Below are 5,581 nucleotides of genomic sequence, written 5' to 3' on the forward strand. Positions count from 1 at the left end.
AAGTTAAAGCTTAGACACTTATTATTTTTCAAAGCTAGACAATATAAATACAAAAAAGAAGGTGACTCTAAACAAGTTAAGATAAAGGATAGAGCGAGTATTTCTGAAAGACCTAGCAGTGCTAATAATAGAAAAAATCTTTATCACTTTGAAGGTGACACTATTGTTGGTAAAGACCATAAAAGTGCTATTGTAACAATGGTCGATAGAGCTAGCAGATTTACTATTTTAGCCAAGTCTATAGATAGAACAGCTAATTCAATCAATAGAATATTGTACAAAGTATCTAATGGTCATAAAATATTAACAGCTACATTTGATAATGGTAAAGAGTTTGCTAAACATAAGAAGCTAACTAGCAAGACTGGCATCAAAGTATTCTTTGCTGATCCATACAGTCCTTGGCAAAGAGGTACTAATGAAAACATGAATAGGTATATCAGACAATTTATATCTAAAGGTACTAACTTTAACAATATATCTCATCAATACATTAGAAAGTTACAGATAGACTTGAATAATAGACCTAAGAAATGTTTAAATTACTTGACACCTAATGAAGTACATTTTGGTATCTCTATAAACATTGAGAATACAATCTAGCAAATATATTTAATAATTATGATCCTAATACTAAAGAGTATGTGCAAAATGACGCAGAAAGTTTTTTGTATTCTGTAAATAAAAATACTAATGTGTGAAATAAGGGTAAAAAATGTCTAAATAAAGCCTTTGTTTAAGACATTTAATATGTATGTATCATAAAAAAAACAGTAGTTATCCTCGTGCTTGAAATTGGGATCTCTTAAATATTAAGAAGATTCCAGCCTTTGCGAGAATGGCATGATGATTGAATCAATAGTCTTTTATTATAATATTTATGCTTTAGGTTTTGTAAACGCTAAAATATAAAAAAGAGGAGCATTTATAAGCGCGATTATGTATTTAATAACTAATGTTGAAATTATGACTTCAAAAACATATTCCGTAGGTATAATTCTTGCAAATGCAAATCCATAAGTTATAAGTGTAGTATCAAGAATTTGAGATATTAAAGTTGAGCCAGTGTTTCTTAGCCATAACCATTTTATATCAGAGCTAAAGCTTTTTATCTTAGAGTATATGAGTACATCAAATAGTTGAGATACAAGATAAACTAGGTTTCCAATAATTACAGCTTTTAAAGCGCCACCATTTATTGAGAAAAATAAATTTAAAGAGTTATTTATATCATTATAGAAATCATCATTCAAACTTGTGAATAGCGTTGAGATAAACATCAAAAGCACGAATGATAGACCAAAAAAGATTGATTTTAGGACAGCTTTGCGTGCTTTTTGTCGACCATATTTCTCGTTGAGCAAGTCATTTGCTGTAAATATGCCACCAAACATTACATTACCGAGTGTTGCAACAATATGAAAACCAGCAATATCATAAGCAACCCCTTTGTTAACTTGGATATTTGCGGCAATAACACTAATAACTATAAATACATGTAATCCTTTTTTGCCAAAAAGCTTATAAGCTAGAAACAAGACAAAGAAGTCTACAAAAGTAAATAGTATTAAAAGATTGAAATTTGTCATTTATATTCCTTTAGTTTTGTTAACCCTGGATAGTTACGAACAGGGGATTAAAAATCTGCTATAATATAGCAAAATAATTTCTTGATAACAAATAAACTTTTTAAAGGAGTTAAAATGCGTTTTGCTCATGTCATGTTACGAGTTAAAAATTTGGATAGATCCATAGATTTTTATATAAATATATTGGGAATGACTGTTCAAAAGAAGATGGATAATCCAGAGTATAAATATACCTTAGCATTTCTTGGTTATGGTGATATTTCGGATCATACTGTATTGGAGTTAACAATAACTGGGGTGACCATGAGTATGATCATGGTAATGCTTTCGGTCACCTATGCATGCAGGTAGATGATGTCTATAAGGCATGTGAAGATGTCAAAGCCAAAGGCGGTATCGTAACTCGTGAGGCTGGTCCTGTAAAAGGAGGTACTCAAGTTATAGCATTTATAAAAGATCCAGATGGTTATCAAATAGAGCTTATCGATTAATGAATAAAGACAAGTTAAATATACTAGTAATTTGGGGCTACTATAGTAAAGGTGATAGTGTTGAGCATATTGATATTGATGGTATCAAAGCTAAGATAACAACAGTGGCTCTAGGTCGACCAGTATTTGTAAAGCGTAAGCTTAAAAGAATTATCAATAAGTATAAAGTTAGTGCTGATAATTATGATCTTATCTATGCAATATCAATGTCTGCTGGGATTTCATCTTTAATTGATGAAGCCTTGTATCAAAGACTTCATTTGATTACGCCATTTTTTATCCATCATAAAACAATGAGAGTTCTTGGTAAGATTAAGATTAGAAAGATGTTAGGAGCATACTTACTGTTGTTGTTTAATGGCAAGCTTGGGAAATTCCATGAAGCAATAAAGGTTACTTTAGCTGAGAACGATAACGTTGTTGATAATAAATTCTTTGAGAGTACTTGGGGAAATGTCAATTTAATTAAAGGAATAGATCATACCCTTACAAAAGAAGTAGTTGAAGATATTATTAGAAAAGATATTGAGAATCTAAGAAAAGAAGTTTTTAGCGGAGAAGAAGTCTGTTAGCTATTGTGTCTTATAGGCAATAACTCTTAATCGGACATAATCTGCATACCACTTATTATTTTTATACAGATATGGTTTAGCAATTTTTTCAGCATATTCTAAGAATTCAGCAGTATTAGTTACTTTATCTAATAAATTCTTTCTAAAAGTCATAGCCCAGTTTCTAAAGCCATTAGAGCCTTCTAATAGCGTAGGTCTTTCAAATAAGATGGCATATTTGACTAAAAAGCCATTATTTTCAAGTAGAGAAGTATACTCCGAAATACTTGGGTAGAAATTCTCAAGACTATAGTCTTGGGTAACATATTTTTGAGATGCTTTATCTAAACTTGCTAATAGATTTTTTATATTTCCTTTACCGCCCATCTCTAAGACAAATCTACCATTTTTCTTCAAAATTTTATTTACATTTTTTATGACAGTTGTTGGATTTAGCATCCAGTGTAATGCAGCATTTGAAAAAACAGCATCAAAATTTTCTGAGTTAAATGGCAAATCTTGTTGAGCATCTGCTTCTATGAACTCTATATTTGGATAGTTTTTCTTGGCTTGATTTAACATCTGATTTGATACATCAATACCAACTATGCTAGCTCCTTGTAGTTTTATTTTATTGGTAAGTTTACCTGTACCACACCCAATATCTAAAATTTTCTCATCTTTTTGAGGGCTTAGAAGCTCAACAATTTCATTACCATATTCTGTGACAAACTTGCCTATTGAGTTATATGATTTTGGTTCCCATAAATTATTATTACTCATGGTTTATTTTAACCTCTTGATATAGTTGAATGATGAAATAACCAGTATATAAGCAATCCCCATATACCAAATACTAATCCAACAAGTATCCAAATGTTTTTTGGTAAAATTATCGTAGTAAGTCTTATGTCTAAGACTTTAGGAATATCTTTTGCTATTCCTAAGCCACAAAAAATGTGAATTAGGACTGTAAAAGCTGTAATAATAGGAAGTGAATTATTAATCAAAGTTACTGAAATAGTATTTATATCCATGTACAAAAAACCTTTAAAATACAATTTTTGAATGTGCTTTTGAACTGTAGGTATTCATATAATGTTCGGCTACAATTTCTAAGACCTCATCAATACTATCAACAAGAGTTAGAAGATTAACTTCTTCTTTACTAACCACACCTTTTTGAACTAAGGTGGTTTTTATCCACTCCATTAATCCGCTCCAAAAATCTTTACCATAGAGGATAATTGGCATTTTGGCTTTTTTGCCTGTTTGTATCAGAGTTGTAATATCAAAAAGCTCATCTAGAGTACCAAAGCCGCCAGGCATGACTATATACGACATGGAGTGTTTGATAAACATTGCCTTACGCGTAAAGAAGTATCTGTAAATCAAAAAGACATCTTGATAACTATTAGGTTTTTGCTCGTGAGGTAGGGTTATATTTAGGCCTACACTTGAGCAAGATCCTTGTTGAGCGCCTTTGTTTCCTGCTTCCATAATTCCAGGACCACCACCTGTGATAACAGCAAAGCCATGATTTGACAAAGATTTAGCTAGTTCAACAGTATCTTCGTAGTACTTATCATCTTCGGAAATCCTTGCTGAACCAAATATACTAATAGCCGGAGATATCTTATCTAATCTTTCATATCCTTCGACAAGTTCGGATGATATTTTCATAATATCCCAACTTGCCTTAGCTTTATCAAAACCTATTTCGCTAGATGGTGCGGAGACTATTTTTTTTTCTTTCCAATGCATAGGTAATCACCTTAAAATTAAGCTAGTGTTTTATATTACTATTAATTATAATTATATCTACTAGCTTGGGATATTGCTATACAGCTTATGGTGGTTGTAATTAATCAAGCAAAATTTTGATTTAATCTACTAAAGGAGATATTAAATGGGTTTTTTAGCAGGAAAGAAGATACTAGTTACTGGTCTGTTAAGCAATAAATCAATCGCTTATGGTATTGCAAAAGCTCTTCATAGAGAAGGTGCAGAACTTGCATTTACGTATGTTGGTCAATTCAAAGAAAGAGTTGAAAAATTAAGTGAAGAGTTTAATCCAGCTGCAGTTTTACCTTGTGATGTAACTTCTGATCAAGAGATGAAAGACTTGTTTGTTGAGCTAGGTAAAGTTTGGGATGGTCTAGATGGACTTATTCACTCTATCGCTTTTGCTCCTCGTGATCAGTTAGGTGGTGATTTTATAGATACTGTTACTCGTGAAGGTTTCGCTATTGCTCATGATATCAGTGCTTACTCTTTTGCTGCATTAGCTAGAGAGGGCCGTGCGATGATGAAAGGAAGAAATGCTTCTATCGTAGGTCTTACATATATTGGTGCTGAAAAAGCTATGCCTAGTTATAATACTATGGGTGTTGCTAAGGCATCTTTAGAAGCTACTATGAGATATACAGCTCTTGCATTAGGCCCAGAAGGAATTAAAGTAAACTGTGTTTCTGCTGGTCCAATCAAAACTTTGGCAGCTTCAGGTATTTCTAATTTCAAAAAGATGTTAGATTATAATGCTACAGTATCACCACTTAAGAAAAACGTTGATATTATGGAAGTTGGTAACACAGTTGCATTCTTATGTTCTGATATGGCTTCTGGTATTACAGGCGAAAATATCCACGTTGATGCTGGTTACCATAGTGTTTTAATGGGTAATGTTCTTTAATTCTTTTGCTAGATTGTATTCTCAATGTTTATAGAGATACCAAAATGTACTTCATTAGGTGTCAAGTAATTTAAACATTTCTTAGGTCTATTATTCAAGTCTATCTGTAACTTTCTAATGTATTGATGAGATATATTGTTAAAGTTAGTACCTTTAGGTATAAATTGTCTGATATACCTATTCATGTTTTCATTAGTACCTCTTTGCCAAGGACTGTATGGATCAGCAAAGAATACTTTGATGCCAGTCTTGCTAGTT

At 31.8% G+C, this 5,581-nt stretch carries 8 protein-coding genes and 1 pseudogene; 4 read left to right on the top strand and 5 right to left on the bottom strand.

Annotated features, from left to right (window positions below; genetic code table 11):
• Positions 1-603: IS30 family transposase (locus F8C69_RS08750; protein ID WP_159183791.1), on the top strand; the 603-nt coding region annotated here is incomplete at its 5' end.
• Positions 604-878: 275 nt separating this feature from the next.
• On the opposite strand, the gene F8C69_RS08755 is transcribed toward F8C69_RS08750, so the two are convergent.
• Entirely contained in the window at positions 879-1,589 is a 711-nt protein-coding gene (locus tag F8C69_RS08755; protein ID WP_159184907.1) for a queuosine precursor transporter, read from the bottom strand.
• A gap of 114 nt (positions 1,590-1,703) precedes the next feature.
• On the opposite strand from F8C69_RS08755, the pseudogene gloA reads away from it, so the two are divergent.
• A pseudogene (gloA, locus tag F8C69_RS08760) lies at positions 1,704-2,080 on the top strand (lactoylglutathione lyase).
• Positions 2,080-2,652, top strand: coding sequence for a hypothetical protein (locus tag F8C69_RS08765; RefSeq protein WP_159184908.1), 573 nt, complete (start codon positions 2,080-2,082; stop codon positions 2,650-2,652). Before gloA ends, F8C69_RS08765 begins: the two are co-directional and overlap by 1 nt.
• On the opposite strand, the gene F8C69_RS08770 is transcribed toward F8C69_RS08765, so the two are convergent.
• The 3 genes from F8C69_RS08770 to F8C69_RS08780 are packed head-to-tail and all read right to left on the bottom strand — an operon-like array spanning position 2,653 to position 4,395.
• Positions 2,653-3,414 (bottom strand): class I SAM-dependent methyltransferase, encoded by a 762-nt coding sequence (locus F8C69_RS08770; RefSeq protein ID WP_159184909.1) that lies wholly within the window; start codon positions 3,412-3,414, stop codon positions 2,653-2,655. It abuts the gene before it with no gap.
• 8 nt (positions 3,415-3,422) lie between these two features.
• Positions 3,423-3,668: a hypothetical protein gene (locus F8C69_RS08775; RefSeq protein ID WP_192189619.1), complete on the bottom strand. Its 246-nt coding sequence runs from the start codon at positions 3,666-3,668 to the stop codon at positions 3,423-3,425.
• 13 nt (positions 3,669-3,681) lie between these two features.
• Complete coding sequence (locus F8C69_RS08780; RefSeq protein ID WP_159184911.1) at positions 3,682-4,395, bottom strand: LOG family protein; 714 nt, start codon at positions 4,393-4,395, stop codon at positions 3,682-3,684.
• A 145-nt stretch (positions 4,396-4,540) separates the two neighbouring features.
• Between F8C69_RS08780 and F8C69_RS08785 the strand changes: the two genes are divergently transcribed.
• Positions 4,541-5,323, top strand: a complete 783-nt coding sequence (locus tag F8C69_RS08785; RefSeq protein ID WP_159184912.1) for an enoyl-ACP reductase FabI — start codon at positions 4,541-4,543, stop codon at positions 5,321-5,323.
• Positions 5,324-5,331: 8 nt separating this feature from the next.
• Here the strand turns inward: F8C69_RS08785 and F8C69_RS08790 are convergent.
• Positions 5,332-5,581: IS30 family transposase (locus F8C69_RS08790; RefSeq protein WP_159183763.1), on the bottom strand; the 250-nt coding region annotated here is incomplete at its 5' end.

It is taken from the genome of Francisella noatunensis subsp. noatunensis, from assembly GCF_009823375.1.
GTDB classification, from domain to species: domain Bacteria; phylum Pseudomonadota; class Gammaproteobacteria; order Francisellales; family Francisellaceae; genus Francisella; species Francisella noatunensis.